We start from the raw sequence: 26,630 nt of genomic DNA on the forward strand, positions 1-26,630 counted from the left end.
CAGGACGGGCAGGACGGGCAGGATGTACGGCGCACCGGGGGAGCGGGTGACGCGCGGGCAGCCATCGCCACGGACGGTGACAGGCCGCCGCGCCCGGGCGGCCGGGGCTGGCGTGCCGTCCACAGCGTGGGCGTCGACCCGTGCGCGCGTCCCGAGGAGGGCGACGTGGACGTGCCGGTCGGCGACAACCTCGCCCTGGTGTTACGCGGACGCCCACTGCCGGCCGCGGACCGCCGGATACTCGCCGCGTTCGCCGTGCAGGCCGCGCTCGCCCTTGAGCAACGCCGGCTCGCCGAAGCCGCCGCCGAGGCCGGGCCGCTGGCCGAGGCGGACCGGGTGCGCACCGCCCTGCTGGCCGCGGTCAGCCACGACCTGCGCTCACCGCTGGCCTCGGCCAAGGCGGCCGTCGCGAGCCTGCGCAGCCAGGACGTCGTCTGGACGCCGGACGAGCAGGCGGAGCTGCTGGCCACCGCCGACGAGTCCATGGACCGGCTCAGCCGGCTCGTCGACAACCTGCTGGACATGAGCCGGCTGCAGGCCGGGGTGCTCAGCGTCTTCCCCCGCCAGACCGGTCTCGACGACGTCGTCCCGCACGCCCTCGACGAGCTCGGGGCACCCGGCCGGACGGTGGAGATCCAGGTGCCGGACGGCCTGCCCGACATCTACGCCGACCCCGCGCTGCTGGAGCGGATCGTGGTCAACCTCGCCGCCAACGCCCTGCGGCACTCCCCGGCGGGGACCCATCCCGTCATCACCGCGAGCGCGCTGGAGGACAGGGTCGAGCTGCGGGTCATCGACCGTGGGCCCGGTATCCCGGCGGAGAACCGGGACCGGGTCTTCCAGCCGTTCCAGCGCCTCGGTGACCGGGACAACACCACTGGTGTCGGGCTCGGCCTCGCCCTCTCCCGCGGCCTGGCCGAGGCCATGGGCGGCTCCCTCGTCACCGACGACACCCCCGGCGGCGGGCTCACGATGGTCCTGGCGCTGCCCGCCGCCTGGTCCGTCCAGCAGCCGGTCCCCGCTGTTCCGCCCAGCGGATGACCTGGAGTTTCAGGCCGCCCCGCCGTGTGCGCGGGCAACCGGCGCCGCCGCCCACGGCGACCGTCCGGAATACTCCCGCCCCGCCCCGCCGTGTGCGCGGGCAACCGGCGCGGATGTTTCCGTCAGGGGCCGGCCGGGCGGTTGAAGACGGGTGGGCGGCGCTGCAGGAAGGCGTCGATGCCCTCGGACAGGTCGGGGCCGTGGTGCAGCGCCGCCACGCTCCAGTAGCTGGTCGTCATCGCGGTGGCGAGATCGACCTGCCAGGCCGAGCGCAGCGCCTGCTTGGTCGCCTCGACGGCCCGCCAGGACTTCGCCGCGATCTTCGAGGCCAGCTCGACGGCGGCCGGGATCAGCTCGTCGGGCTCGACCACCCGGTTGACCAGCCCGATCTCGAGCGCGCGGGCGGCGTCGAGCAGCTCGCCGGTCAGGGCCAGCTCGGCCGCGAGGCCGGAGCCGAGGAGCCTGGGCAGGAACCACGTCCCGCCGTTGCCGGGCGGCAGCCCGATGTTGATGTAGGTCTCGCCCAGCCTGGCCACTGTCGAGGCGATCCGCAGGTCGCAGGCCAGGGCGAGATCGAGGCCGCCCGCGGTGGCGCCGCCGTTGATCGCCGCGATTGTCGGCAGCCGCGAGGCGACGACCCGCTGGGTGACCGGGAAGAGCACCCGGGCGTTGTAGGGCTCCTGCTCGACGGCGAGCCGGTGGTCGATGTACTCCCGCATCGCCTTCAGGTCGGCGCCGGCGGAGAACTGCCGGCCGGCACCGGTGAGGACCAGGCAGCGCACCGTGCGGTCGGCCTCGAGCGCCGTCAGCGCCGCCAGCAGGTCGCGGACGAGCTCCGGCACGACACCGTTGCCGCGGTCCGGACGGTTGAGCGTCACCAGCACGACCCCGTCGGCCACCTGCTCGTGGAAAAGGGTCTCCAGATCGACTCGCTTGCCCATCGTCAGGCCACCTTCTCAAGGATGGTCGCGACCGCGGCCGCGTAGGTACCCGCCAGCCAGCCGCCGGCGTTCACGGCCATGCCCACCCGGGCCCCCTCGACCTGCCGGCCGCCGGCCCGTCCGGTGAGCTGGTCGTAGATCTCGACGAGCTGCGCGCAGCCCGTCGCCCCGATGGGATGCCCGCGGCTGAGCAGCCCCCCGCTGACGTTCACCGGCAGCCGCCCGCCCAGGGCGGTGGCGCCGGAGCGCAGGAGCAGGTGCCCCTCGCCGGGGGCGCACAGGCCGATGTCGGCGTACTGGAGGATCTCCGCGGGCGCGGCGGCGTCGTGCAGCTCAAGCACGTCGAGGTCGTCGGGCCCGAGGCCGGCGTCGTCGAACGCCGCGCCCGCGGCGGCGGCCACCGGCTGTGAGCCGGGCCCGGCACCGGCGGCGAGACGGGTCGCGCGTACCGCACACCCGGCCTGGCCCAGCCGCTGGGCGTAGTTCTCCGAGCACAGTACGGCGGCGGCGGCCCCGTCCGTCGTCGGCGAGCACATCGGCAGGGTCAGCGGGTCGACGATCACACGCCCGGCCAGCACCTCCTCGACCGTCTGCGGCTTCTGGAACTGGGCCAGCGGGTTGAGCGAGGCGTGCCGACGGTTCTTGACGGCGACCGCGGCGAGATCGGCGGCCGTCGCGCCGTACTCGGCCAGGTACTTCCGGGCCTCCTGGGCGTAGACGTCGACGAACACGGAGCTCGTGGCCGGCCCGTTCGCCGCGGGGGATACGGCCGAGACGTCGGTGGCCCCCCGCAGGGCGTCGAAGGCCCGGGACTTCTCGGTGTGCGAGAGCTTCTCGACACCGATGACCAGTGCCACGTCACAGCGCCCGGACAGGACGGCCTCGAACGCCAGACCGGCCGCCGAACTGCTGGACGCGCAGGCGTTCTCGACGTTGACCAGGGGGACCCCGGCCAGGCCGGTGCCCTGCAGCGCCACCTGCCCGCGGATCATCTCCTGCCCGGACACCAGGCCCGCGGCCGCGTTGCCGGAGAAGACGCGCTGCACGTCGGACGCGGTGATCCCCGCATCCTTCAGCGCGAGATCGACGACCTCCTCGACCATGGCCCGCTCACCGCGGCGCACATCCCGCCCGAAGCGGATCATGCCGACGCCGATGACCTGTACCCTGCCCATGATGAGCGCACCCTTCCTCGCCGGTCAGGCCGGCCGGTCAGCATTGCCGTCAGGCCGGTCAGCATTGCCGGTCAGCATTGCCGGTCGGTATTGCCGGTCAACATTGCCGGTCGGTATTGCCGGTCGGTATTGCCGGTCAGGCCGGCCGGTCAGCATTGCCGGCGGGCCGGTCGGTATTGCCGGTCGGCCCGCCGGTTCTGTCCGACGTCCGTGCCGGCGGAATACCGGCCCGTGGTTCCCGGAGCGCCACGGGCCGGCCCGCGGCGGGCGGAAATCCCGGATTCTCAGCCGGCCCGGCGGAACCAGGGAACGGGACGGCGCCCGATCTCGACAGCGTCCGCGCCGTGGAACTCGACCCGGCCGTCACAGGAATAGCCGCTCCACTCGCCGTCGGGATCGGGCCACAGCCGGCCGAGCAGCTGAACACCGTCATCGAGCTTGACGACACCGACCGCGTAGGGAAGGTCGTCCTCGAATCCGCTGGGCGGCCCCAGCCGCTGTACCGCGTAGCTGTGCAGCACACCCCGGCCGGACGACAGGACCCAGCTCAGATCTGTCTCGTAACAGAACGGGCAGAGATGACGGGGATACATGATGTTGCGATTGCACGCCTTGCAGTGCTGGACGACGAGCTCACCGCGCTTCAGCGCCTCGTAGTACGGCTCCGTGAGCGTTTCCATGCCGGTGTCGGTCACCGGGCCACCCCCTCCAGCAGCAGTACCTGGCTGTCCATGTAGGTCCCGCCGGTGCCGCCGCAGACCGCCCGGGTGGCGCCGGCGACCTGGCGGGAGGGGTCTGCCCTGCCGAGCAGCTGGCGCACTCCTTCCGCCAGCAGTGCGCTGCCGCCGCCGACCCCGGTGTGGCCGGCCGACAGCAGCCCGCCGTTGGTGTTGACCGGCAGCCGCCCGCCCGGTGAGAACTCGCCGCTGGCGAACATCCGGGCCGCCTCGTGCTTCGGCGCGAGCCCGAGCCCTTCGAGACCGCTGGTGAGCACCGCGGCGTAGGAGTCGTAGACCTCGGCGAGATCCGCCTCCTGGGGGCCCCAGCCGGCCTGCTCGTACGCGTCCACCCCGGCCTTCTCCCAGCCGAGCACGGCGAGATCGGCCTCCTGGCCGATGCTGTAGTGGGAGACGCAGCCGCCGGATCCGGCGATGCGCACCCAGGCGTCCCTGCCGGCGCGGCGGGCGTTCCCGGCGCTGGTCATGACGAACGCGACGGCCCCGTCGGCGAGCATGGGGCACTCGAGCGCGTGCAGCGGGTCGGTCACCATCTTCGAGTTCAGGATCTCCTCGACGGTGAGCGTCCGGTCCCTGTACATCGCGTTGGGGTTCAGCCGGGACCACTCGCGCAGCGCCACGCAGACCGACGCCATGTCCGCCGCGGTGGAGCCGCTCGCGGCCATGTAACGGCATGTGATGAGCGCTCCCACGGCGTTGAACGTCAGCCCGGAGAGCTTCTCCCACTCGCGGGGGATGCCGTTGGCGGTGAGCATGTCGATCATCTCGCCGACCGGCGCGGAGCCCCACTTCTCGGACTGCACGACCAGGACGTTGCGCGCGTGCCCGCTGGCGATCAGCCCCGCGGCGGAACGGATCGTGTTGTCGCTGGTGGAGCCGCCGGAGTGCAGCATGAAGCTGCTCTTGGCCCGCCCGTGCAGCCCCAGCTCCTCGACGAGCCGCGAGAAGATCAGATCGGCCTGGTCCGCGAAGGAGTGCAGGCACGGGATCAGCAGGATGGTGTCGATGTCGGGCACGGTGAGCCCGGCGTCGCGGACCGCGGCGACCGCGGCGTGCACGAGCTGGCCCATGAACGGGCGGTCCGGGTAGCGCCCGGACGGCAGCTCGCCGAGGCCGATGAAGACGGCCTCCTCCGGCGAGCCGCGGCCGGGCAGGGCGCTCGCCGTGGCGGCACCGGAAGCGGGATCACTGTCAGGCACCGTTGTCCTCCACGGGTGGCCGGCGGCGGGCGAGCAGGACCATGCGGAACCGCATGACCTCCTCGTCCTTCTGGTTGACTACGCTGTAGTCGAGGCGCAGCGTCCCGTATCCGGGGTTGGCGCCGGCCTCGCTCTCGACGACCTCCGCGTGCACCCGGAGGGTGTCGCCCGGGCGCACGGGCGCCAGCGCACGCAGGTGCTGGCACTCCAGGAAGGCCACGATCGCCTCGCCGAGGAAGCCCGAGAGCGCGACGAGCCCCACCGCGAAGCCGAAGGTGAGCGGGCCGTGCGCGATACGGCCGCCGAAGCGGGTGGTGCGGCCGTACTCCTCGTCGACGTGCAGCGGGTAGTGGTCCCCGGTCAGGCCGGCGAAGGTGGTGATGTCCCCGATGTCGACGGTGCGGCCGGGGGTGCGCACGGCGTCCCCGACGGCGAAGTCCTCGAAGTACCGCCTGAGACGGTTGAAACCGGAGAGCGTCATGCTGCTCATAGCGACAGCGCGGCGAGCGCCTCGTGGACGAGGCCCAGGCTGAGTTGTTCGTGCATGAGCCGCTTGAGCTCGCGGGTCAGCGCCACCCGGGTGTAACGGCGGGCCAGCGGCGGCTTGGCCGCGATGTTCTCGGCGATCTCGCGCGCGCGGGGGAGGACCTGCTCGGCCGGGAGCACCTCGTTGACCACGCCGTAGTCCAGCGCCTGGTGGGCGTCGAGCTCCTGGCCGGTGAGCAGGAAGTAGCGGCCGCGCTGCGGCCCGAGCACGTGCGTCCATGTCACGTGTGCCCCGTCCCCGGGGACGATGCCGGACGGGAAATGCGGGGAGTCCCGGAAAGTGGTGGTGTCCGCGGCGATCGTGATGTCGGACAGGACCGGTATCTCCGGGTGGATGGTGGCCGGGCCGTTGATAGCGGCGATCACCGGAACCTCGATGTCGAGCAGGTTGTTCAGCAGCCGCTGGCCCTCGAAGATTATCTGCGACCAGTCGATCGCGGTCGAGAGGCCGAAACTCGAGAAGTCGATCTCCGAGCAGAACGAGTCGCCGGCGCCGGTGATGATGACGACCTTGTTCTCGGGATCGCAGGCGACGTCGGCGAAGCAGTAGGCCAGCTCGTCGTGGGCATTGGACGTCCACACCAGGCTCTTGCCCTCGCTGTGGACGGTCAGCTCTAAGATTCCGTCTTTACGTTCGAGACGTATGTTCTGGTATTTCTTCGCGTAGTCGTCCAGTACTGGGGTGATATATGCCATCGTTCTCACTCTTTCTGAAACAATTGTTTGTTCAACATTAGCAGGGGTGCCGCCCGCCCACAAGTGAGGCGTTCCGCGAGCCCGGATCCCGCACAGGGCGGATCACGGGGCCTCCCGGCCGCGGCGGTGCCGGCCGGCGGCGCGCGGCGCGTCACCGGCCGGCATGTTCTCGGGACGGGTGCGGTGGCCCGGTGCCGGCTGTCGGCGGTCCGGCGTCCACAGCTGGGTCGTCGACACCGTGACCTCGACGGACTCGACGCCGGGCAGCGCGGTCAGGACATCGGTGATGTAACGCTTCAGGCCGGAGAGGTGCACACAGGAGGTGTCGGTCAGGACGAGCACCACCCGGACGTTCCCCGCGCGGCACTCGATCCCGTCGACCAGCCCCATCTCGCAGATGTCGATCGGGGTACGCATGAGCAGGCCACACGGCTCGGGGACCGAGCGCAGCGCCGCACGGACCCGCTCCTCGGTGGGTGCCGCCGTCCCCGTGCGGTTCATGCGCTCCCCGATCCGCTCCGCCGGCCGCGCGCCGCGCCGCCGTTCCCGTTCCGCGGACGGCCGTTCCGCGGAGGACGGCTGTTCTTCCGGGGACGACGGTTCTCCAGGGGACGACGGTTCTTCCGGGGACGACGGTGCGCGCGCCCTGCCCGGTGGCTCATCCCCGTACCGCCGTCGCGCCCGTGCGCAGCTGGCCCCAGGGGCGGGCCGCGCCGCGCCGGCGCTCGCGGGCGAACTCGTCGTCCGCGACACGGCTGGCGACGGTGGCGGCGTCCAGGCCGAGCAGGCGCAGCGCGTTCCCGCCGAGGATCTTGCGGCGGTCCTCGGCGGTCAGCTGGGGGTAGCCGTGCTCGGCGACCAGGTCGGCCGGCAGCTCGTAACCGTCGAACGCGGCCAGCAGCGGAGCCGGGTGGGACAGGTTGGAGCCGCTGCCGAACATCAGCTGGTCGGCGCCGCAGGCCCGCAGCAGGGTGCCGAGGATGCGGGCGAACACGAGCGGTCTGACCACCACGTAGGCGAACACGGACTCGAGGGTCGCGTAGAGGTTGCGGTGCCGGCGCAGCAGCGTCGCGGTCTCCTCGAGGAAGGCCGCGCCCGCGTGCACCACGTGGAAGCTGATGTCGGGGAACCGCTCCAGCGGGAGGTCCAGGTCGTCGAGGCTGAAGGCGCTGCGCGGGGCGGGTGGCAGCCACAGCGCCTTGTGCACCGCGACGTTGCGGATGCCGAGGTCGCGGGCGGCCTCCAGCAGCGGGGTGGCGTAGTCGGCGTCGTCGAGCCGCCAGCCCCTGCCGACATCGTCGTAGAAGAAGGCGGGATACAGCTTCAGCCCGTCGACGCCGAACCGGGTGACCTGCTGTTCCAGCTGGGTGATGGCGGCGTCGGTGATCGGGGTGTCGACCGTGGCGAACAGCCGGAACCGGTCGGGGTAGCGGTCCCGGAACGCGGCGGCGCGTTCGGGCGCGGTCACGTGGCCGCGGGCGAACCCGAGGTTGGGCAGCGCGTGGATGACCGCGAGGTCGACCGGGCTCTCGACGAACAGCGAGTCGGCGATCGCCTCGAAGGGGAAGTCGGAGAAGAACTCGTCATGGGTGAGCAGGTACTCGGGACGGTTCTGGCCGGTCGCGAGGACGTGCGCGGCGTAGACCGCCTCGAGCTGGTTGCGGGCCGCGGGGTTCTGGTTCGCGGGCGCGAGGTTGTAGGGATGCACCACGGCATCCACCACGACGGCTCCGTCGATCATCGTCGCCCTCCGATACAAACAACTGTTTGTTACAAGGTTTCCATGGTGCTGCCCGCCCGTCAACCAGGCTGGCTCTCAGGCGTCCGGGGCCGCCGGCCGGATGCTGGCGTACTCCAGCGCCCACCAGACCTCGACAAGGGTGTCGGTGTCGGCGAGGTCGGCGCCGGTGATCGTCTGATATCGCTCCAGCCGGTAACGCACCGTGTTTTCGTGGACCGACAGCGCCCGTGCGGCCGCCGCCACCGACCGGCGTTCGCGCAGGTAGGTCCGCACGGTCTCGAGTATCTCGGCCGACGCGCTCCCGCTCCGGCCGCTCAGGCGGGTGACGTAGCGACGGAACAGCTGTTCGCCGAGTTCGGCCTGCTGCTCGACCGCGGCCCGTACCGACAGTGACGAACTGTCCACGACGCCGGTACGGCGGTAGCGCACAGCGACGTTGAGCACTCGGGTGGCCTCGGCGAACGCCTGCGGGACGCCGGTGAGCGTCACCGGCCCGGCAACCGCGATCACGGCATCGTCGTGCGGGACGGGACGGATCGCGCTGATCCCCACCACGTCGTCGTCGAACATGGTGATCAGCGGCCGGAAGCCCACGCCGGTACCGGCCGGCTCCAGCTGCCGGATCAGCCGCTGCACCCCTTCCGGGCGCTGCCGGCAGCGCAGCACCCAGTACTCCCGGTCGGGCAGGATGCCGTGGACCGCGCCGCCCTCGACAAGCTCGGCGGGGTCGGCCCCGCCGGTGAGGATGCGGTGCAGGAACGCCATCCGGTGGCGCTCGTCGCGGCGGGCGGCATCGATCTCCACCTGCTGGCGCGCGGAAACCAGGACGCTGCTGAACCGGTCCGTGAGGTCCCACAGCCGCCGGGCCCCGGTGAGCACGGCCCACGGGTCGGCCCCGGCCGCCACCGCCTCCTCGATGAACGCGTCGCGCAGCACGCTGAGCACTCTGCGGTACGCCTCGACGACGTCCTCGGAGGGGATGCCCTGTAACGCCCGGCGCTGGCCGGAGACCCGCTCGTCCTCCTCGATCTCCGGCGGCAGCTGGTCGCGCCGCTCGAGGACCGCGACGACCCGGGCGACGTTGCGCCGGCACGACCGGCGGAGGTCGTCGTCGGGCACCCGGTCGTAGGAACGCAGCGTCCGCAGCGCGTCCAGCTGCCGTTCGACCAGGTCGTCGGTGCGCTGGCGAAGCCGCTGCGCGGTCGTGACCAGCAGGCTGCCACTGGCATCGGACATCGACACCACCTCGAGCTGGTAGGAGATCTTTGGAGGGAACTCCTAATACTGGCCTCCGCTTCTCATGGATTCTCCGTATCCGCGGACGTGCCTGTTTCCTACTCTCATCGGTATGGCTGACGGCGATCAGATCACGGCGGCCCAGATCCTCTGGGATGCCGCACGGCGGTACCCCGACCGGCCCTGCCTGACCGATCTCGACGATGCCGCCGGTGCCACCGCGTCGACCTACGCGCAGGTGGCCGGACGCGTCGCCGCGGTGGCCGGCGGGCTGCTCGGGCTCGGTCTGGGGCCCGGCGACCGGGTCGCGCTGCTGCTCCACAACAGCCACGCGTACGTCCAGGCGTATCTCGGTGCCACGGCGGGCGGGCTGGTCGCCGTCCCCCTCAACGTCCGGCTGACGCGCGCGGACTACCTGCACATGCTGACCGACTCGGGCAGCCGGGTGCTGGTGACCACCAGCGAGTTCAGCGACCGGCTCCCGGATCCGTCGCGGCTGCCCGGGCTGACGGTCGTGTACGCCGACGCGCGGGACGGCGCGGATTCCGGGCTCGCGGCGCTGGCCGCCCGCGCGCGGCCGCTTGCGCGGCCGGTCGCGCGGGCCGGTGACGACCCCGCGAGCCTGATGTACACCAGCGGCACGACCGGCTCACCGAAAGCGGTCGTCCTCAGCCACCGTTCCTGGCTCAGCATCGCCGGGACCGCGGTGCGGGTGCTCGGGCTCGGCGACGACGAGGTCACGCTGCACGTCGCCCCCCTGACCCACGGGGCGGGCTTCCTGCTCCTGCCCACGCTGCTGCTCGGCGGCCACAGTCTGCTGTGCCACTCCTACGACGCCGGGCGCACCCTGGGCCTGCTCACCGAGCACGGCGTCACCGGGATGTTCATGGTGCCGTCGATGATCAGGATGCTGCTGGACGCGCGGCCGCCGGGCTGGGCGGTTCCGGCCTCGCTGCGCCGGCTCTACTACGCCGGTTCCCCGATCGGCCCGGAGACCATGCGGGAGGCGACGGAGGTCTTCGACGGGCGCCTGATCCAGTCGTTCGCCCAGATGGAGTCGCCGATGTTCTTCACGGTTCTCGACCAGAAGGATCATCTGCACGCGCTGGACAATCCTGATTCACCGCTGGCCCGTTCGGCCGGGCGGGTGCTTCCCGGGGTCGAGCTGCGCATCGTCGACGACGCGGGAGCGGCCCTGCCCGACGGTACGGCCGGGGAGATCGTGGCGCGCGCTCCCCAGACCATGAACGGGTACTGGGGCCGGCCCGCGGACACCGAGCGGACGATGGCCGGCGGCTGGCTGCACACCGGCGACATCGGCTGCCTCGACGGCGACGGCTATCTGTATATCGTCGACCGGAAGAAGGACATGATCGTAACCGGCGGGTCGAACGTCTACGCCCGTGAGGTGGAGGACGTGCTCGTCGATCTGCCGGGGGTGAAGGACGCGGCCGTGATCGGGCTGCCACACCGGATCTGGGGCGAGGCGGTGACCGCCGTACTGGTGCCGGCGGACGACAGCCGTGACAGCGACGCGGTGCTTGCCGCCTGCCGGACGAGGCTGGCCGGCTACCGGGTGCCGAAGCGGGTGGTGTGGGTAGAGGCGCTCCCTCGCAACGCCTACGGCAAGGTCCTCAAGCGGCAGCTGCGCGAACAGTTCTCCGGATCGGGGTGATGCGTCGGCGGGCAGTCATTTCCGCAGTCCGGTCAGAGCGTTGTCGGCGAGGGCCTCGCTGAGCTCCTCGGGGCTGAGCGGGCCGGTGGGGGAGTACCACTCCGTCGCCGAGTTGAGCATGCCTATCAGGGCGAGCACGGAGACGCGCGGGTTGGCGACGTCCCGGAACTCCCCGGAGCTGATGCCGTCGTTCAGGATTCTGCTGAAGAGCTCCTCGTAGCGCTGCCGCATCAGGATGACGCGTTCTTTGTGCTCGGCGCTCAGATAGGTCCACTGGTGGAAGCTCACCCGCGTCTGCTCGAGAGCGGCCGCGAGGACCCGCATGTGCGCTGTGATCGCTTCTCGTAGCCGAATGGTTGCGGAATGCTCTGATTCGGCTATCGGCGCGATGGCGTCCAGGTAGCTCCGGATGCCCTGCTCGACAATTTTGATCAGCAGGTCCTCCTTGCTGTTGATGTGGACGTACAGGCTGCCGGGCAGGATCCCGACCGCGTCGCTGATGTCCCGCATCCCGACGACCGGATACGTCCTCTCGCCGAACAGGCGGATGGCCTCCCGCTCGATGAGCTCGGCCGACACGGGTCCGGAGGCCGCTCGAGTGCCGCGCTCCCGCTGCCTGGCCACCCGTAGTTCCCGCTGCTTAGCCACCCGTGCGCCTCCCCGAAGTCCTGATCCAGATCCGATCGTACGGTCGCGTTGGTCCAATATCCCCGACGGGCTGGAATATTTGTCCGTAATATCCGTTTTCAAGATGGACAAAACGGCTATTTGGTATGATCGATGTGACCCATTCAACAAACAATTGTTTCGTCAAGCTGTCCCCCCACGAGGGATGACAGCCACAGGCGGCAGGATCCCCCCTCCGACAGGTTGCGCTCGTGGCGACCGTCGTGATTTCGTAATCCCTACTGTATGTCGAACGGGCTGGTCCCGGTACGTGGCTGACCGTCTTCCACGGGTGAGCCCGCTACGGGTGGACGCCTGCTCGTCAGCCCGGATCCGCCGCACGGCGTGCGCGCTGGGCACCCGGCTGGTGAGCCGGAGGCGCCGGGCCCGCGTGCGCCCCCAGCTGTTGATCTTCTCTGATTGATCTGTATCGGACCCCTCCCGCCACCGCCCGCTGGTTCGGCTGACGGTGGCGGGCTCCGCTGCCGGGCCGTCCCGCGGCTGGGCCGTCCCGCGGCCGGGCTGTCCCGCCGCCGGGTGCGTCGGGTCAGCCCGCTTCCGCGGCGGCCGCGATGGTCGCGCCCGCCAGCCCGGCGCCGGTGAACGACGTGAAGCGGCGCGAGCGGAACCGCCAGCGGCCCTCGGAACGAGCGAACTCGTCGTGGTAGCGGCCGATGACGACGAGTCGCACCGTGTCCGCGCCAATGCTTATGACCTGCACGTACGCGCTGCCAGAGGCACCGGTGGCCGAAGGTTCCACAACCACCGAGGAAACGAGGTGCCGGCCGCCCGCGCCCCGGGCCGCGACGCCGCGGACCAGCTCCGCCAGCGCGGCCCGGCCGTGCACCGGCTCGGCGCCGTCGCGTACGAAGGTCCCGTCGTCGGTGAACAGGTCCGCGAGGTCCTGCGGGCTGTTGTCGTCGAAGGCGTGCGTGTACCGCGCGTACAGCTCGGTGATTTCCTGACGGGCGGCGGCGTCGAGCTCGTGGGTGACGGTCATCGCAGGACCTCCCTGACGGTGGTGGACGCGTGGGCCACGCGCAGCTCCTTGCGGCTACGCAGGAACTGGCGGGGGCTGTTGACGGCGAACACGCCGGTGATCCGGCCCTCGGCGCGGAAGTGCCCGGCGAACGAGTCGGTGGCCATGTCACCCGCCACCACGACGAACTCGCTGCCGGCGTCGGCCCGGCCGGCGAACTGCAGCCGCAGGCCGAGCTGGTCCGACCAGAAGAACCCGTCGTCGAGCAGATCCGGAGCCGGCAGGCCGAGCAGCGTGTGCGCGACGCGCCGGGCGCTGTTCCCCGCGGCGGTCCAGTGCCCCACGGGGGCCAGGCCGTGCTCGGTGCGATGGCAGACGACGTCTCCCGCGCCGAACACGTCCGGCGCGCCCGTCCGCCCGGCCAGGTCGCACACGAGGCCGTCGGCTACTTCCAGGCCGGCTTCGGCGAGCCAGCCGACGTCGCGGACGACCCCCACGCCGACGACGACGGCGTCCGCGTCGACCACCGACCCGTCGGCGAGCCCGAGCCGTTCGCCGCCGCCCGGCGCGGCTCCCGCGGCGGTGACGGTCACCCCGCAGCGGAGCTCGACGCCGTGCGCCACGTGCCGCGACCGCAGCCAGCCCGCGACCAGCGGGCCCACCGTGCCCAGCAGCGGCGCGGGCTGGGCCTCGACCACCGTCACCGCGCAGCCTCTCGCGCGCGCCGTCGCGGCCACCTCCAGGCCGATGAACCCACCGCCGATCACCGCGATCCGCCGCCCGTCGCGCAGTACGGCCGCGAGCCCGCGGGCGTCGGCGGCGGTGCGCAGCGCGGACGCCGCCGCGCGGCCGGTGACGACGCCCAGCGGCCGGGCCCGGGCGCCGGTGGCGATCACAAGCCGGTCGTAGGGGACCACCGTCCCGTCGGCGACGGTCACCGTATGAGCCACGGTGTCCAGCGCGACGGCAGGCCGGCCGAGCTCGAGCCCGATCCCCAGCGAACGGTAGCCGGACGGGCCGAGCAGGCGGATGGCATCGTCCGCCAGCGTGCCCAGCAGGTACTCCTTGGACAGCGGGGGGCGGTCGTAGGGCGCCTCCGTCTCGGCGGAGAGAATCCGCACCTCACCGCGGTGCCCCAGGTCACGCACGCTCTGGGCGGTGCGGACGGCCGCCAGCCCGCCGCCCGCGATGACGATCCGCGGGCCGCTCACGCCGACCCCACCGAGGCCGGCCGGGCGGCGCCGGACACGGCCTGCGTGCCTGGTCCCGTCCGCGCGTCCTGCGTGCCTGGTCCCGTTTGCGCGTCCGGTGTGCCCTGCTCTGTCCGCGCCCGCTGGGCCAGCAGGGCCACCGCCCGCTCCGCGAGCATGAACTTCTGCACCCGGCCGGTGGCCGTCACCGGGATCTCGTCCTCTTCGATGAACAGCACCACGTCGGGGACCTTGAAGCGGGCAAGCCTGTTCGCGCAGTAGGCGACAAGCTCGTCCGGCGCGGGCCGTCCCGGGCCGGGCACGATCCAGGCGCACCCGACCTCGCCCATCCGTGCGTGCGGGATCCCGACGACGTGCGCGGCGGCCACGCCCGGGTGGTCGGTGAGCACCCGTTCCACCTCGCCGGGCAGCACCAGCTCCCCGCCGCAGCGGTAGGACTCCTTCTTACGGCCGGTCAGTATCAGGTAGCCCTGCTCGTCGATGCGGCCGAGGTCGCCCGTGCGCATCCACCCGTCGGGGGTGAACAGCGCCGTGGTCTCCGCGGGCTTGTCGTAGTAGCCGCGGGTGACGATCGGGCCGCGGACCACCAGCTCACCCACCTCGCCGGCCGGGATGTCCGCACCGGTCTCGGAGTGCACCGTCCGGTAGACGGCGAGCGTGCCGCCGAGCTCGGCGGCACCGGCGACACCCGCCGGTTTGGTGGTCCCGTTCGTGTTCGCCAGCCGGTCGAGAGGATCGCCCGGCCGGGTGCACGTCGTCGACGCCGTGGTCTCGGTCTGACCGTACGCGGTGAAGATCTCCTCGACGCCCAGCACCTCGAGCATGTCGGCCCACATGCCGGCGCAGTGCGCGGCCCCGGAGGAGAACATCGTCCGCAGCGACGACAGGTCGTGCTCGCCGGCCCGTGCCGCGTCGAGCACCAGACTGGTCATCGCCGGGACGCAGATCAGCTCGTCGATACGGTGGCGGGCGATGTCCCGCAGGGTCTGCTGGGCGTCGAACGTGGCGTGCGGGCAGATCGCCCCGCCGACGAACAGCGCCGCGACCAGGCCCTCGACGTAGCCGAAGACATGGTAGATCGGCAGTGCGAACAGGATCCGCCGGCCGTCCCCGAACGCGCGGGTGTAGGCGCTGGCGTACGCGGTCCGCAGGACGGCGTCGTGCTGGAGCATCACGCCCTTGGCCGCACCGGTGGTGCCCGAGGTGTACAGCAGGTCGGAGACGGCGTCGGGGTCGGCCGCCGCGGTGCGTGACCGCACCTCCTCGTCGCTGATCCCACGGCCGAGCTCCACGAGCTCGCCCAGCGGCCGGCCGCGGGCCGGCCCGCCGTCCGTTCCGAGCACGAACACGTGCCGCAGCCGGGGCAGCGAGCTGCCACCCGCCTCCGTCTCCCAGCCCGGGGCGATCCGGTCCAGGGCGTCGAGGTAGTCCAGCTCGCGGAAGCGGTCCATCGTGATCAGGACGACGCTGTCGGACTGGCGCAGCACGTAGCTGAGCTCCTCGTGCCGCAGCCGGAAGTTGATCGATACCGACACCGCCCCGACCCGGGCCACCGCGAACTTCAGGGCCACGACCTCGGGCAGGTTCGCCATGTCCACGGCGACGTGATCGCCCGGCCGTACCCCGAGCGCCATCAGCCCGGCGGCCAGCCGCCCCGACCAGTCGGCGATGTCGCCGTAGCTGTAGGACCTGGCGTCACCGAGAACGAGCGGCCGATGGGGACGCTCGGCGGCTAAGAGATCGAGAAGCTGGGCGGTCGTGCGGGGCACCCAGCGGGGATAGCGTGCCTCCAGAGCCTCACGGCGCCGGGCGGCGGCCGAGCCGGTCCTGGCGGCCGAGCTGGTTGCGGCTGAACTGGTTGCGGCCGAGCTGGTTGCGGCCGAGCCGGTCGTGGTCGAGCCGGTCATAGTGGTGACACCGTCGCTTCCGTCATCGGGTTCGGGACGAGACCGAGGATCTCGGCGGGGGTCATGCCGGCCTCGGCGAGTACCTCCGCGGTGTGCTGGCCGAGCGCGGGCGGTTCGCGCATCGCGCACGAGCCGTCGGTGTCGATCGGCAGCCGGAGCTGTCTGAGCCCGCTTGCGCGCAGCGTGTCGCCGAGGGGCTCCGCATCGCGGACGAGGGCGCGCTCGCGGGTGACCGGATGGGCCAGGGCGGCGGCCAGGTCGTTGACCGGCCCCGCCGGGACGCCGACGGCGGAGATCCGTCCGAGCCAGTGCTCGGATGACGCGGTGCCCAGCCGCTCTTCGATGGCGGCCGTCAGCGCGTCGCGCGCGCGCACCCGGTCGGCGACGGTGCGGAACCGGGGGTCGGCCCGGAGCTCGGGAAGGTCGAGGGCCGCGCAGAGCCGCTCGAACAGCCGGTCCGTCGCGGCGGCAATCATGATCGCGCCGTCCGCGGTGCGGAAGGCCTGGTAGGGAGCGGTGCTCGGGGCGGCCGAGCCGAGGCGGCCGGGGAACTCGCCGGTTCCGAGGAATCCCATGACCTGGTGGCAGAGCAGGAAGAAGCCGCTGTCGACCAGGGCGGTCTCCAGCCGCTGGGCCTCGCTCCCGCCGGTGCGACGGGCGAGCGCGGCCTGGATCGCCGTGATCGCCCAGAGGCCGGTGGAGACGTCCACGACGGACGGCGCGGCGCGGGCCGGGCGGCCGTCGGCGTCACCGGTCATCTCCATGATGCCGGTGAAGGCCTGCACGATCGCGTCGTATCCGGGACGGTCGTGTCCGAGCGGGCCCTCGCCGAAGGCGCTGATCGAGCAGTGCACGACGCGGGGGCTGACCCGGCGGAAGTCGTCGAAGCCGAGCCCGAGCCGGTCCGCGGCCCCGGGCCGGAACGACTCGACGACGACGTCGGTGCCGGCCGCGATGCGCAGCACCGCGTCGCGGCCGGCCGGGGTGGCGATGTCCAGGGCGACGCTGCGTTTGTTGCGGTTCACGGTGAGGAACACCGTGCTCTCCGGCCCCCACCGCGGCGGCAGGCCGCGGGTGGCCTCCCCGCTGCCCGGACGTTCGACCTTGACGACGTCGGCACCGAGATCGGCAAGGATCAGACAGGCGAGCGGGCCCGCGATGTTCTCGCTGAGGTCGAGTACCCGCAGGCCGCGGTAGGTCTGGTCGAGTGTCATGTGAGCACACCGGTCATGGGGCGTCTCCAATGCCTGTGGCGGGCTGGTGACTGTGTCGATCGCCCAGGTCAGGATTCAAAAACAATCACTTGTTTTTTTCTAGCATGGTCGATTAACGTGGTCAACGGACAGATACGGACCCGCGGTGCTGACGGAGGGCGCAGGGATGGACTTCAGATTCACCGAGGAGCAGCGGCTGTGGAGGGACACGCTGCATACGTTCATGGAGCGCGAGGTAGGACGGGAGTACATCCGCAAGCACGACGAGTCCCGGGAGTTTCCCGACGAGGCCTACCAGAAGATCGCGGACAGGGGCTGGCTGGGCCTGCTCATCCCCGAGGAGCAGGGCGGGCTCGACGCCGACCCGGTGATGTACGCGATCTTCTGCGAGGCCATGGCGAAGTTCAGCCTCGACTTCGCCGCGTGCGTGATGACCTCCATGTTCACCGCGACGAACATCGCCAACCACGGCACGGCCGAGCAGCGCGAGCAGTACCTGCCGGGCTTCCTCGCCGGCAGGACGAAGTTCAGCGTCTCGATCACCGAACCGGGGGCCGGCTCGGACGCGGCGGCGGTGCAGACACGGGCCGTCCTCGACAACGACCACTGGGTCCTCAACGGGAACAAGGTCTTCTGCTCCGGGGCGCACCTGCCGGACACGGTCATCACCGTGCTCGCGCGCACCAGCCCGGAGCGGCACCGGGGCCTCAGCCTGATCCTGGTGCCGAACACCGCGCCCGGCGTCGACATACGCAAGCTGAACACGATCGTCCGCCGTAGCCTCGGCACCACGGAGATCTTCTTCACGGATGTCCGCGTCCCCGCCGGAAACTTGATCGGCGAGGTGAACAGCGGCTGGGGCTACATCGGTGAGCACCTGGAGTACGAGCGCCTGAGCCTGGCGGCCTCCTACGTGGGCAACGCCCGCACGGCGCTCGACGACACCGTCACCTATACCAGGAACCGCACCCAGTTCGGCCGGCCGCTGTCGTCGTTCCAGGTCCTCAAGCACCGGATGGCCGAGAACGAGTGCGAGGTGGAGGCCGCGCGGCTGCTGGTCTACAACGCCGCGACGAAGATGGCGCGCGGTGAGCGCGCCCTGAAAGAGGTGTCGATGGCGAAGGTGTTCGCCGCCGACGTCGCCTTCAGGACCTCGTTCAACGGCATGCAGGCGCTGGGTGGATACGCGCAGCTGCCGGAGTTCGACATGGAGCGCTACTTCCGCGAGGCCAAGCACGCGATGGTCGGCGGCGGCGCGAGCGAGATCCAGCGCAGCATCATCGCCAAGGAGATGGGGCTCTGACCCGGGTCCCTCGTACGAGTTCGGATCCTTCGTACGCCCAGTGGGCAACAGGCGTCATGCAGGTGGCCGGACCGGTGACACCGGTCCGGCCAGGGCCGTCTCGAGGGTGGCCACGCCCGCGTCCCCGCATCCTGCCGCCCGGCCGGAAGAAGCAGCCGTCCACCGGGAGAAGCGGCTGTCCTGTCGGGAGAAGCGGCTGTCCTTCGGGAGAAGCGGTGGGTGGCGGTGCCCCGAGGCCACGGAAAACAGCGGACGGTTGAGAGTCCGGCCAGGAGATCCCGGCCGGGCTCTCAACCGTCCGCTGCCGGCAGCCGTGGCGCCACGGCCGCCGGCCTATTCGGTGAAGTGAATGGCCTTGCTCGGGCAGTCGTACTCCGCGCGGCGGACAGCGGGCAGCCGCTCGCCGGCGACGGTGGCCTGCGACAGCACCACCAGGCCGTCGTCGTCCACGTCGAAGATCTCCGGATCCGCGAGGACGCAGTTGCCGTAGCCCTGGCAGACGTCCCGGTCGACTCTGATTGTGATCATTTCTTTCTCCTGGTCAACGAATGCGACTGGCGACTTCGTCGTGAAAGGCGGTCAGCCTGCTTTCGGCGGTGTTGAAGATGTTCCGGCGGAACCCCTTCGACCGGGCCAGCGCCGCGAAGTTGTTGATGACCTCGGAGTCCTCCGCGAGGACGTCGAGAAAGTGTTTCCAGTCCCGCTCGTTGTGCTGCTCCCACTTCGCCTCGCTCAGGCCGTCCGGGGTGGGCCCGACGAGCTGGTAGGCGTTGAGGACGGTCCTGTCCGGGGCGACCGGCCAGGCGGTCCACATCTGCAGGTGGTTGGGGAAGCAGCTGAAGATCGTGTTCGGGAACGCGAGGTAGTGGCACAGATGGGTCTGCCGATGGTCGCTGTCGGAGACCCTGTCGGTGAACCCGCGGATCGGCAGTGTCATCCAGGAGTGCGGTGAGGCGATCTTCAGGCTGGCGTCGCGCCACAGGACCAGCCCGGAGAGGGTCGACTTGTGCGTGAACGGGACATGCCAGGTCTCGTTGAACGCGTCGACGACGATCTTCCAGTTCGCGGTGAGCGTGACCGACGCGCGGAAGCGGGTGTCGAACCGGTCGAGCTGGTAGCCGGCAAGCTCCTCGCCGATCGTGCCGAGGTACTCCAGCAGGTCGGGGACCGTGTCGGAGAGCGTCAGCCAGATCCAGCCCGACCACTCGAGCACCCTGACCGCCGGCGCCCGCAGCCCGGCCAGCTGTGCCGGGTCGAACGACTCACGCAGCGGCACCTGCCGGACGTTGCCTTCAAGATCGTAGACGAAGCCGTGCCACGGGCAGGTGAACCGGCCGGTGGAGCAGCGCCCGGCACCCGCGACGAGAAGCGCGCCGCGGTGCTGGCAGACGTTGTGCCAGGCCGACAGCGAGCCGTCGTCAAGCCGGATGATCACCACTGACTGCCCGAGCTGGCTCCAGACGACGTGGTCGCGCGGCTTGGGCACATCGGCGGACGGAAACACCGGGAACCAGGCGTGGGACAGGATCCGGTCGAGTTCCCGCTGATAGCGCGCCGGGTCTGTGTACACCGAGGCGTTGACCGCGGATGGGGCGAGGGGGTACTGCGGTTCGCTCAGAGCAGGCCCGACAGGGGCAGGCCCGACAGGGATGAGCCCGGCCGGGGCGAGCCCGGCCGCCGGGATGGACTGGGTCATGCGAGTGCCCCTCTCGTCGGCGTCCCCACTGGCTGGCCCGGTTGCCGATGCCGCGGGCCGGATGCGGGCTCAGGTAAGTAAACAATCATTTGTTTCAAAGTAGGGCCGTGTGTAGTGGGTGTCAAACCGGTTCCGCGCGTGGCGTATGGCGTGTCCCGCGACATGGCGGGCTGCCCTGGTCCACGCGGCCGGGCCGGTGCCGGTCGGGGTCATGCTGGCCGCGGCGGGAACCGCGCTGGTCATGGCTGGAAGCGGTAGCCCATGCCGGGCTCGGTGATGAAATGGCGGGGGCGTGCCGGGTTCGGCTCCAGCTTGCGGCGCAGCCGTCCCATGTACTCGCGCAGGTAGTGGCTGTGTTCCTTCGGGGAGGGGCCGCCGGTGCGGGGAAGGAGCTGGCGGTGGGTGAGCAGTTTCCCGGGGTTGCGCACCAGGACTTCGAGCAGGTGCCATTCGGTCGGGCTGAGGCGGACGGTGACCGGGCCGTCGGGCTGGTCACCGTGGTCACGCCGCTGGCCTGCCAGTCTGGTGACCTGTCGGGCGGTCAGGTCGATCGTGTAGTCGCCGATCGTCGTCAGCGGGGCCTCTGTCGTGCTCAGGGTTCGTCTGGCTACCGCTCGTAGCCGGGCGAGGAGCTCGTCGACGCGGAAGGGCTTGGTGACGTAGTCGTCGGCGCCCGCGTCGAGCGCGCCGACCTTGTCGCTGCTGCCGGCACGGCCGGACAGGACGATGACGGGCGTCGCGGTCCGGCTGCGCAGGGCGTGGATGACCTCGGTCCCGTCCATGTCGGGCAGGCCCAGGTCGAGCAGGATGATGTCGGGCTGTCCGGAGGTGGTGGCGGCGAGCGCGTGCTGTCCCGACGTCGCGGTCAGGACCTCGTACCCCCGGGCGTGCAGAGTGATCCGCAACGCGCGCAGGATCTGGGTGTCGTCGTCGACGATCAGGACGCGGGTCATGCCGCGCCGTCCCACGAGCGGGTGTCGGGCGGGGCGCCCCGCGGCGACCGGAACGACGGCGGTGACGGCGGTGACAGCGGCAGGACCACCGGTGTCAGAAGCGGTGGTCCTGCCACTGCCGGGACCGGTGCCAGCAACATGGTGACGCCTCCGCGGAGGTTCCCTGGGCAGTGCAAGTCTCCGTCAGCCCGCGCCGAGCCTGTCCAGGGCGAGGTTGAGCGCGACGACGTTGACCCTGGGCTCGCCGAGGAAACCGAGCGCACGGCCGCGCACATGCTCCTCGACCAGCCGGCGGACCGCTGCCGGGGGCAGCCCGCGGGCGCCCGCGACCCGGTTCACCTGAAGGTAGGCGTAGGCGGGGGAGATGTCCGGGTCCAGGCCGCTGGCGGAGGCGGTCACTGCGTCCGGTGGCACCGGGTTGTCCCGGCCGCGGCCCGGTCCGGGGACGAGGACGCGCCGGCCCGCCGCGTAGTCGCCGCCGGGCGCCGCGCACTCGACCCGCACGCCCTCGTAGGTGGTGACGAACGGTCGCGCCGGGCACTGCTCGTTCACGCTGACGACCCGCACGACCGGCCCGGCGGGGCCCGGATCACGGTGGAACACCGCCAGCACGGCGCCGGCACCGTCCGGGGTGCAGTACGGGCGCCGTCCGTCGACGCCCTCGAGCTGCCCGACGGCCCTGCTGCGGCCGCACACGGTGGTGAGCAGGCTGCGCCGGCTCTCGTCACCGGGCGTGGCAGGATCGTCGAACGTGTCGACGACGTCCTCGGGGCCCAGGTTGGACGCGGCGGTCGCGGTCGGGTCGTAGCCGGCCCCGGCGGCGGACGGCCGGGGCTGGAAGTAGGTCGGGATCGGGCGGCCGGCGGCGTCGGTGAACGGCTGGCCGATCCGCGACGAGCCGACGACCGTGCCGTCGGCGGCCCGGACGAGCGAGCCGTCCGCCTGGTGGCGCAGCCCGGGCAGCTGGGCGATCGCGGTGACGGCCAGGGGATACGCGATGCCGACGAGCACGGTGAGCACCAGCAGCATGCGCAGCGCGGCGAGGAGGTGGCGGACGGGGCCGGGCAGGCGCGGGGAGGCCATGACGATCACCGGATTCCGGGGAGGAACTGGACGGCCAGATCGATGAGTTTGATCCCGACGAACGGGACGACCAGGCCGCCGAGGCCGTAGACGCAGAGGTTGCGCCGCAGCATCGCCGTGGCGTTGCCAGGTGTGTAGCGGACGCCGCGCAGGGCGAGCGGGATCAGCGCGATGATGACCAGCGCGTTGAAGACGACCGCGGACAGGATCGCCGACTGCGGGCTGTGCAGCCGCATGAGGTTGAACGTCTCCAGCCCGGGATACACCGCGGCGAACAGCGCCGGGATGATCGCGAAATATTTGGCGACGTCGTTGGCGATCGAGAACGTCGTCAGGGCGCCGCGGGTGATGAGCAGCTGCTTGCCGATCTCGACGATCTCGATGAGCTTCGTCGGGTTGCTGTCGAGGTCGACCATGTTGCCGGCCTCCTTCGCGGCCGACGTGCCGGTGTTCATGGCGACGCCGACGTCGGCCTGGGCGAGCGCGGGGGCGTCGTTGGTGCCGTCCCCGGTCATCGCGACGAGCTTGCCGCCGGCCTGCTCCCGCCTGATCAGGTCGAGCTTGTCCTGGGGGGTCGCCTCGGCGAGGAAGTCGTCCACCCCGGCCTCCTCGGCGATGGTCCGCGCGGTCAGCGGGTTGTCACCGGTGATCATGATGGTGCGGATGCCCATGCTGCGCATCTCGTCGAAGCGTTCCCGCATGCCCGCCTTCACGATGTCCTTGAGCTGGACCACGCCCAGGACGCGGGCGCTCCGGCCACCGTCCACACCGCTGGTGATGACCACCTCCGCGACGACCAGCGGTGTCCCGCCGGAGGCGGAGATGCCGTCCACCACCTGGCCGGTGTCGGGCGGTGCGCTCCCGCCGTTCTCCCGGACCCAGGCCAGCACCGCGCTGGCCGACCCCTTGCGGATCTGCCGGCCGCCACCGGTGTGCAGGCCGTCGCCGGCTTCGCCGGCTTCGCCGGGGCCGCTGTCCCGCCGGTCTTCGCCGCCGCGGGGCCCGGGCGGGGCCAGGTCGACACCGGACATCCGGGTCTGCGCGGTGAACGCGACGAAGGTCGCGGTGGGCAGCTCGCCGGCGGTGCGCTCCCGCAGGCCGTAGGTGGTCTTGGCGAAGACGACGATCGAGCGTCCCTCCGGGGTCTCGTCCGCGAGCGAGGACAGCTGCGCGGCGTCGGCGAGCTCGCGTTCGTCCACGCCTCCGACCGGGATGAACGCCCGCGCCTCGCGGTTACCAAGGGTGATGGTGCCGGTCTTGTCCAGCAGCAGGGTGTCGACGTCGCCGGCCGCCTCGACTGCGCGACCGCTCATCGCGAGCACGTTGCGCTGCACCAGCCGGTCCATGCCGGCGATGCCGATCGCCGACAGCAGCGCGCCGATCGTGGTGGGGATCAGGCAGACGACCAGTGCCGCCAGCACGATCCCGGGGATGCCGTCGGCGCCCAGGGCGGCGCTGTCGGGGATGCCGGGCCGCTGGGCCCGGGAGAAGACCGCCAGCGGCTGGAGGCTCACGACCGCGAGCAGGAAGATGATGGTCAGCGAGGCCAGCAGGATGTTCAGCGCGACCTCGTTCGGGGTCTTCTGCCGGTTCGCGCCCTCCACCAGGCCGATCATCCGGTCGATGAAGCTCTCCCCGGGCCGCTGCGTGATCTCGACGATGATCCGGTCCGACAGCACCCGGGTGCCGCCGGTCACCGCGGACCGGTCGCCCCCGGACTCGCGGATCACCGGCGCGGACTCGCCGGTGATGGCGGACTCGTCCACGCTCGCGATGCCCTCGATGACGTCGCCGTCACCGGGGATCAACTCGCCGGCGTCCACCACCACACGGTCGCCCTTGAGCAGGGCCGGCGCGGGCACCGGCTCGGTCCGGGCCGTCTCGACGGGCCGGCCGGGCGCCCAGCCGACGAGCCGGCGGGCGATCGTGTCGGTCTTGGCCCTGCGCAGCGCGGCGGCCTGCGCCTTCCCGCGCCCTTCGGCGACGGCCTCGGCGAGGTTGGCGAACAGCACGGTCAGCCACAGCCAGCCGACGATCAGCCAGGCGAACACGGTGGGGTCCAGGGCCGCTAGCACGGTGGTGAACGCGGCGCCGATCTCGACGATGAGCATCACCGGGTTGCGCCACAGGGTGGCCGGGCTCAGTTTCCGCAGCGCCTGCGGGGTGGAGCGCAGCAGCATCCGTGGGTCGAGCAGGCCACCGGAGGCCCGCCGGGGCGGGCGGGCGGAGCCGGGGCCGCCCGCTGGTCCGGCGGAGGTGCCGCGTACGGCGGTCGTGGGCATGTCAGTGCAGGCCTTCCGCGAACGGCCCGAGGGCGAGGGCTGGGAAGTAGGTCAGTGCGACGACGACGAACGCGACACCGGTGACGAGGCCGACGAACAACGGCCGGTGGGTGGGCAGTGTCCCGCTCGACGCGGGGGCTGTCCTCTGCCGGGCGAGGCTGCCGGCCAGGCCCAGGACGAACACGACCGGCAGGAGCCGGGCGAGCAGCATGGAGATTCCCAGCACCGTGTTCCACCAGGCCGTGTTCACCGTGAGGCCGGCGAACGCCGAGCCGTTGTTGTTCGCCGCCGAGGTGGCCGCGTACAGCACCTCGGACAGCCCGTGCGCGCCGGAGCCCAGCATGTTCGCCCGTTCACCGGGCAGCGCCATGGCCGCCGCCGTGACGCCGAGGGCCAGCACCGGCGTGGTGAGAATGTAGAGCGCGGCGAACTTCACCTCCCGGGCGGCGATTTTCTTGCCCAGGTACTCGGGCGTCCGCCCGATCATCAGACCGCCGACGAACACCGCGAGCACGGCGACGACCAGCATTCCGTAGAGCCCCGATCCGGCGCCGCCCGGGGCGATCTCCCCGAGCATCATGTTCAGCAGCAGGACGGCGCCGCCGAGACTGGTGTAGGAGTCGTGCGCGGAGTTCACCGCACCCGTGGACGTCAGCGTGGTGGCGGCCGCGAAGGTGGCCGATCCCGACACCCCGAAACGGGTTTCGACGCCTTCGGTCGCGGCCCCGACAGCGGTCGGGACCGTGCCGTGGTGAGCCAGTTGGAAACCGTTGGCAAGAAATATCCCGGTTATCGCCAGAACGGCCATGGCCGAGACGATCGCCAGACCCTGGCGGGTATCGCCGACCATTTTCCCGAAAGCTCTCGGCAGCGCGAACGGGATCGCCAGCAGCAGATAGACCTGTAGCCAGTTGGTCCAGACCGTCGGATTCTCGAACGGGTGGGCGGAGTTGGCGTTGTAGAAACCGCCGCCGTTGGTGCCGAGCTCCTTGATGATCTCCTGGCTGGCCACCGGGCCGCCGGTTATGGCCTGGCTGGAGCCGGCGATGGCCGACACCGTCCGGACGTCGTGGAAGTTCTGCACGACACCGCCGGCGACCAGGACGACCGCGCCGATGACGGAGATCGGCAGCAGAATGCGGACGACGGTGCGGACCAGGTCCACCCAGAAGTTGCCGAGCCGGTCGGTACGGTTGCGGGCGAACCCGCGGACCAGGGCGATCGCCACCGAGATGCCGACCGCGGCGCTGGTGAAGTTCTGCACCGCGAGACCCGCCATCTGCACGAGATATCCGAGCGTCGACTCGCCGGCATAGGACTGCCAGTTGGTGTTCGTGACGAAGCTGGCCGCGGTGTCGAACGCCTGGCCTGGCGCCATCCCGCCGAAACCGAGGCTGAGCGGCAGCCGGCCCTGCAGGCGGAGGAGAACGTACAAGAAGAGCACTGACACGCACGAGAACGCGAGTACGGCGCGCAGGTGGACGCTCCATCGCTGGTCCGTGTCCGGATCGACACCGACCAGCCGGTAAATCATTTTTTCGGCCCGCAGGTGACGCTTGGAGGTGTATACCCGGGCCATATAGTCGCCGAATGGCCGGTAGGTCAGGCCGAGGGCGATGGCGAGCGAGGCGGCGAAAACGGCTCCCGCCGTCGTGGTGTTCATTCAGTGACCCCTTGTCGACCGGGAGCCCGGGCCCGGGGGAAACACGACCGCGGCAGCGGTCGTGCGGTCCGTGGCCGGGCAGGCCGTAGCGTGTCGCTGGTCCGGCAGGTCAGAACTGTTCCAGGAAAATCAGAATTTCTCCGGGAAAAGCAGGGCGACCACGAGGAAGACCACCAGGGCGGCCGCCAGGACGAGCCCGGTCAGGTTCTCGGCGGTCACAGCCGTTCCACCCCTCGTACGACGAGCCCCAGCACCGCGAATATCACGATGATCAGGACGGCGAAAACCAGGTCACGCACCGGCTGCTCCTTCTGCCACGTCCCGCTGCCACCGTGGGGGACCGACGGGCTACAGCGCTCCCCTGGGGTGACGGCAACCCCATCATGCCCGGCCGTCCGGATGCCGGATACCCGGCGCCCGGGAATCCGGGCGTCGGGGAATCCGGGTGTCCGGGTGTCCGGGCGCCGATGGTGGCACCGGTGCCGGGTTTCGCCGCGGCCCCTGACCGGGACGTCCCGGGAACAGGCGCGGCACGCCGGATACCCGGGCTGTCACCCACGAGCGCTGGCACCATGAACTCCCCGGATCGCGCCGATTGCCGTATTGCCGCATCGGCAGCATCGACCCCGCGGGAGCCGGCCACCAGCGGCGTTGACGCCCTGGTGACGCCGAATACGGCAGAGCAC

The 26,630-nt window shown here is 71.2% G+C and carries 24 protein-coding genes; 3 read left to right on the forward strand and 21 right to left on the reverse strand.

All coding sequences use genetic code 11. From position 1 onward, the window contains the following. Positions 1-1,041 (forward strand): sensor histidine kinase (locus AC5LUJ_RS06265; protein WP_250282853.1); only part of this gene is annotated, 1,041 nt, incomplete at its 5' end. Positions 1,042-1,163: 122 nt separating this feature from the next. Here AC5LUJ_RS06265 and AC5LUJ_RS06270 read toward each other — a convergent pair. From AC5LUJ_RS06270 to AC5LUJ_RS06310, 9 genes are all read right to left on the reverse strand, one after another. After that, complete coding sequence (locus AC5LUJ_RS06270) at positions 1,164-1,982, reverse strand: enoyl-CoA hydratase/isomerase family protein (RefSeq protein WP_250282851.1); 819 nt, start codon at positions 1,980-1,982, stop codon at positions 1,164-1,166. Positions 1,983-1,984: 2 nt separating this feature from the next. Next, a complete protein-coding gene (locus AC5LUJ_RS06275; RefSeq protein ID WP_250282849.1) occupies positions 1,985-3,157 on the reverse strand; it encodes a thiolase family protein in 1,173 nt (390 codons plus the stop codon). Between the two features lie 284 nt (positions 3,158-3,441). Next, the gene (locus tag AC5LUJ_RS06280) at positions 3,442-3,852 is read right to left on the reverse strand and encodes a Zn-ribbon domain-containing OB-fold protein (protein WP_250291852.1); all 411 of its coding nucleotides are present in this window, start codon (positions 3,850-3,852) and stop codon (positions 3,442-3,444) included. Next, on the reverse strand, positions 3,849-5,093 hold the full coding sequence (locus AC5LUJ_RS06285) for a thiolase family protein (RefSeq protein WP_250282844.1): 1,245 nt from the start codon (positions 5,091-5,093) through the stop codon (positions 3,849-3,851). Before AC5LUJ_RS06285 ends, AC5LUJ_RS06280 begins: the two co-directional genes overlap by 4 nt. Then, positions 5,086-5,583, reverse strand: a complete 498-nt coding sequence (locus tag AC5LUJ_RS06290; protein ID WP_250291848.1) for a MaoC/PaaZ C-terminal domain-containing protein — start codon at positions 5,581-5,583, stop codon at positions 5,086-5,088. Before AC5LUJ_RS06290 ends, AC5LUJ_RS06285 begins: the two co-directional genes overlap by 8 nt. Further along, a complete protein-coding gene (locus AC5LUJ_RS06295) occupies positions 5,580-6,335 on the reverse strand; it encodes an enoyl-CoA hydratase/isomerase family protein (RefSeq protein ID WP_250282838.1) in 756 nt (251 codons plus the stop codon). Before AC5LUJ_RS06295 ends, AC5LUJ_RS06290 begins: the two co-directional genes overlap by 4 nt. A 102-nt stretch (positions 6,336-6,437) precedes the next feature. After that, a complete protein-coding gene (locus AC5LUJ_RS06300; RefSeq protein ID WP_250291844.1) occupies positions 6,438-6,836 on the reverse strand; it encodes a metal-sulfur cluster assembly factor in 399 nt (132 codons plus the stop codon). A gap of 157 nt (positions 6,837-6,993) precedes the next feature. Next, on the reverse strand, positions 6,994-8,076 hold the full coding sequence (locus AC5LUJ_RS06305; protein ID WP_493464608.1) for an amidohydrolase family protein: 1,083 nt from the start codon (positions 8,074-8,076) through the stop codon (positions 6,994-6,996). A 75-nt stretch (positions 8,077-8,151) separates the two neighbouring features. Further along, complete coding sequence (locus AC5LUJ_RS06310; RefSeq protein ID WP_250282832.1) at positions 8,152-9,312, reverse strand: PucR family transcriptional regulator; 1,161 nt, start codon at positions 9,310-9,312, stop codon at positions 8,152-8,154. 112 nt (positions 9,313-9,424) lie between these two features. On the opposite strand from AC5LUJ_RS06310, the gene AC5LUJ_RS06315 reads away from it, so the two are divergent. Beyond that, positions 9,425-10,987 carry a class I adenylate-forming enzyme family protein gene (locus AC5LUJ_RS06315; protein WP_250282830.1) on the forward strand — a complete coding sequence of 521 codons (1,563 nt, stop codon included), beginning with the start codon at positions 9,425-9,427 and terminating at the stop codon, positions 10,985-10,987. 15 nt (positions 10,988-11,002) lie between these two features. Here the strand turns inward: AC5LUJ_RS06315 and AC5LUJ_RS06320 are convergent, their stop codons facing one another. The 5 genes from AC5LUJ_RS06320 to AC5LUJ_RS06340 all read right to left on the reverse strand — a co-directional run bounded on the left by AC5LUJ_RS06320 (position 11,003) and on the right by AC5LUJ_RS06340 (position 16,964). Further along, positions 11,003-11,635: a TetR/AcrR family transcriptional regulator gene (locus tag AC5LUJ_RS06320; protein ID WP_250282828.1), complete on the reverse strand. Its 633-nt coding sequence runs from the start codon at positions 11,633-11,635 to the stop codon at positions 11,003-11,005. Between the two features lie 565 nt (positions 11,636-12,200). Next, positions 12,201-12,653 (reverse strand): nuclear transport factor 2 family protein, encoded by a 453-nt coding sequence (locus AC5LUJ_RS06325; protein WP_250282826.1) that lies wholly within the window; start codon positions 12,651-12,653, stop codon positions 12,201-12,203. Beyond that, positions 12,650-13,843 (reverse strand): NAD(P)/FAD-dependent oxidoreductase, encoded by a 1,194-nt coding sequence (locus tag AC5LUJ_RS06330; protein WP_493464609.1) that lies wholly within the window; start codon positions 13,841-13,843, stop codon positions 12,650-12,652. The genes AC5LUJ_RS06325 and AC5LUJ_RS06330 overlap by 4 nt, the downstream gene beginning before the upstream one ends. Beyond that, positions 13,840-15,750, reverse strand: a complete 1,911-nt coding sequence (locus tag AC5LUJ_RS06335) for an AMP-binding protein (RefSeq protein ID WP_250282822.1) — start codon at positions 15,748-15,750, stop codon at positions 13,840-13,842. The genes AC5LUJ_RS06330 and AC5LUJ_RS06335 overlap by 4 nt, the downstream gene beginning before the upstream one ends. After that, positions 15,747-16,964, reverse strand: coding sequence for a CaiB/BaiF CoA transferase family protein (locus AC5LUJ_RS06340; RefSeq protein ID WP_250282820.1), 1,218 nt, complete (start codon positions 16,962-16,964; stop codon positions 15,747-15,749). Before AC5LUJ_RS06340 ends, AC5LUJ_RS06335 begins: the two co-directional genes overlap by 4 nt. 166 nt (positions 16,965-17,130) lie before the next feature. Here AC5LUJ_RS06340 and AC5LUJ_RS06345 point away from each other — a divergent pair, with 166 nt between their 5' ends. Then, on the forward strand, positions 17,131-18,267 hold the full coding sequence (locus AC5LUJ_RS06345) for an acyl-CoA dehydrogenase family protein (RefSeq protein WP_250282818.1): 1,137 nt from the start codon (positions 17,131-17,133) through the stop codon (positions 18,265-18,267). Positions 18,268-18,600: 333 nt separating this feature from the next. Here AC5LUJ_RS06345 and AC5LUJ_RS06350 read toward each other — a convergent pair whose 3' ends face one another. The 7 genes from AC5LUJ_RS06350 to kdpF form a co-directional block, all read right to left on the reverse strand. Then, positions 18,601-18,795 carry a ferredoxin gene (locus AC5LUJ_RS06350; RefSeq protein ID WP_250282816.1) on the reverse strand — a complete coding sequence of 65 codons (195 nt, stop codon included), beginning with the start codon at positions 18,793-18,795 and terminating at the stop codon, positions 18,601-18,603. 13 nt (positions 18,796-18,808) lie between these two features. Continuing rightward, on the reverse strand, positions 18,809-19,963 hold the full coding sequence (locus AC5LUJ_RS06355; RefSeq protein WP_250282815.1) for an aromatic ring-hydroxylating oxygenase subunit alpha: 1,155 nt from the start codon (positions 19,961-19,963) through the stop codon (positions 18,809-18,811). Positions 19,964-20,202: 239 nt separating this feature from the next. Then, positions 20,203-20,916, reverse strand: a complete 714-nt coding sequence (locus tag AC5LUJ_RS06360; RefSeq protein ID WP_250282813.1) for a response regulator — start codon at positions 20,914-20,916, stop codon at positions 20,203-20,205. A gap of 183 nt (positions 20,917-21,099) precedes the next feature. Beyond that, the gene (locus tag AC5LUJ_RS06365) at positions 21,100-21,999 is read right to left on the reverse strand and encodes a potassium-transporting ATPase subunit C (RefSeq protein ID WP_250282811.1); all 900 of its coding nucleotides are present in this window, start codon (positions 21,997-21,999) and stop codon (positions 21,100-21,102) included. Positions 22,000-22,004: 5 nt separating this feature from the next. Next, on the reverse strand, positions 22,005-24,281 hold the full coding sequence (gene kdpB / locus AC5LUJ_RS06370; protein ID WP_250291837.1) for a potassium-transporting ATPase subunit KdpB: 2,277 nt from the start codon (positions 24,279-24,281) through the stop codon (positions 22,005-22,007). 1 nt (position 24,282) lies between these two features. Next, entirely contained in the window at positions 24,283-25,944 is a 1,662-nt protein-coding gene (gene kdpA / locus AC5LUJ_RS06375; RefSeq protein ID WP_250282806.1) for a potassium-transporting ATPase subunit KdpA, read from the reverse strand. 129 nt (positions 25,945-26,073) lie between these two features. Beyond that, positions 26,074-26,163 (reverse strand): K(+)-transporting ATPase subunit F, encoded by a 90-nt coding sequence (gene kdpF, locus AC5LUJ_RS06380; RefSeq protein WP_250282804.1) that lies wholly within the window; start codon positions 26,161-26,163, stop codon positions 26,074-26,076. Positions 26,164-26,630: the final 467 nt, after the last annotated feature.

The sequence above is a fragment of the Protofrankia sp. CiP1_Cm_nod3 genome (genome assembly GCF_982290655.1).

What these genes read in the sequence shown, in the direction of transcription:
- AC5LUJ_RS06270 (WP_250282851.1), bottom strand. Translation starts at nt 1,982, where the DNA reads ATGGGCAAGCGAGTCGATCTGGAGACCCTTTTCCACGAGCAGGTGGCC.
- AC5LUJ_RS06275 (WP_250282849.1), bottom strand. Translation starts at nt 3,157, where the DNA reads ATGGGCAGGGTACAGGTCATCGGCGTCGGCATGATCCGCTTCGGGCGG.
- AC5LUJ_RS06290 (WP_250291848.1), bottom strand. Translation starts at nt 5,583, where the DNA reads ATGAGCAGCATGACGCTCTCCGGTTTCAACCGTCTCAGGCGGTACTTC.
- AC5LUJ_RS06295 (WP_250282838.1), bottom strand. Translation starts at nt 6,335, where the DNA reads ATGGCATATATCACCCCAGTACTGGACGACTACGCGAAGAAATACCAG.
- AC5LUJ_RS06300 (WP_250291844.1), bottom strand. Translation starts at nt 6,836, where the DNA reads ATGAACCGCACGGGGACGGCGGCACCCACCGAGGAGCGGGTCCGTGCG.
- AC5LUJ_RS06305 (WP_493464608.1), bottom strand. Translation starts at nt 8,076, where the DNA reads ATGATCGACGGAGCCGTCGTGGTGGATGCCGTGGTGCATCCCTACAAC.
- AC5LUJ_RS06310 (WP_250282832.1), bottom strand. Translation starts at nt 9,312, where the DNA reads ATGTCCGATGCCAGTGGCAGCCTGCTGGTCACGACCGCGCAGCGGCTT.
- AC5LUJ_RS06315 (WP_250282830.1), top strand. Translation starts at nt 9,425, where the DNA reads ATGGCTGACGGCGATCAGATCACGGCGGCCCAGATCCTCTGGGATGCC.
- AC5LUJ_RS06325 (WP_250282826.1), bottom strand. Translation starts at nt 12,653, where the DNA reads ATGACCGTCACCCACGAGCTCGACGCCGCCGCCCGTCAGGAAATCACC.
- AC5LUJ_RS06335 (WP_250282822.1), bottom strand. Translation starts at nt 15,750, where the DNA reads ATGACCGGCTCGACCACGACCGGCTCGGCCGCAACCAGCTCGGCCGCA.
- AC5LUJ_RS06340 (WP_250282820.1), bottom strand. Translation starts at nt 16,964, where the DNA reads ATGACACTCGACCAGACCTACCGCGGCCTGCGGGTACTCGACCTCAGC.
- AC5LUJ_RS06345 (WP_250282818.1), top strand. Translation starts at nt 17,131, where the DNA reads ATGGACTTCAGATTCACCGAGGAGCAGCGGCTGTGGAGGGACACGCTG.
- AC5LUJ_RS06350 (WP_250282816.1), bottom strand. Translation starts at nt 18,795, where the DNA reads ATGATCACAATCAGAGTCGACCGGGACGTCTGCCAGGGCTACGGCAAC.
- AC5LUJ_RS06355 (WP_250282815.1), bottom strand. Translation starts at nt 19,963, where the DNA reads ATGACCCAGTCCATCCCGGCGGCCGGGCTCGCCCCGGCCGGGCTCATC.
- AC5LUJ_RS06360 (WP_250282813.1), bottom strand. Translation starts at nt 20,916, where the DNA reads ATGACCCGCGTCCTGATCGTCGACGACGACACCCAGATCCTGCGCGCG.
- AC5LUJ_RS06365 (WP_250282811.1), bottom strand. Translation starts at nt 21,999, where the DNA reads ATGGCCTCCCCGCGCCTGCCCGGCCCCGTCCGCCACCTCCTCGCCGCG.
- kdpB (WP_250291837.1), bottom strand. Translation starts at nt 24,281, where the DNA reads ATGCCCACGACCGCCGTACGCGGCACCTCCGCCGGACCAGCGGGCGGC.
- kdpA (WP_250282806.1), bottom strand. Translation starts at nt 25,944, where the DNA reads ATGAACACCACGACGGCGGGAGCCGTTTTCGCCGCCTCGCTCGCCATC.